This is a genomic window from Micromonospora sp. BL1, from assembly GCF_003667485.1.
Lineage (GTDB): Bacteria > Actinomycetota > Actinomycetes > Mycobacteriales > Micromonosporaceae > Micromonospora > Micromonospora tulbaghiae.
Window position 1 is genome coordinate 1 of the sequence record NZ_RCVK01000011.1, and the last position, 414, is coordinate 414.

A 414-nucleotide genomic window follows, 5' to 3' on the forward strand; every position below is an offset into this window, starting at 1 on the left:
CCCACGGACCGCGGCAAAGCGTGCCCGGGGTCATCACCGCCGGCCTGTCCGTCGTGCTCGCACCGATTAATGTATATCTGGCCTTAGCTTTCCTGGTGCTCAATCCTTCCCTATATTTCGTCCCTCAGGCTCGGCGTTATATGGGCCGTCGGCTGTCTGCACTTTGGCGGAATGTCGGTCCGTGAATGACGTTCGCAGACCCTTCGTAACGAATGCTGCGGATGCAGCGTCGTTCGCGGTCGGGCACGCCTTGGTCGTCGATGGGGGCCAGACCACCTGACCCCGCGTCGGCGTCACATCCGAAGCTGCCCGGCCCCACACCCGTACCCAATCAGGCAGGCCGCCTGGGCCGCCTTCTCGTCGCGCCCTGACAAACCGCCCGCCCGCGCGGCGGCCGCCCCTCGTCCAGTGGAA

1 protein-coding gene is annotated in these 414 nt (G+C 65.7%); it reads left to right on the plus strand.

Annotation, left to right across the window (positions count from 1 at the left end; all coding sequences use genetic code 11):
• Positions 1 to 185, plus strand: a 185-nt coding sequence (locus tag EAD96_RS31320; RefSeq protein ID WP_233585299.1) for a hypothetical protein, incomplete at its 5' end; no start/stop codon positions are given.
• Positions 186 to 414: the final 229 nt, after the last annotated feature.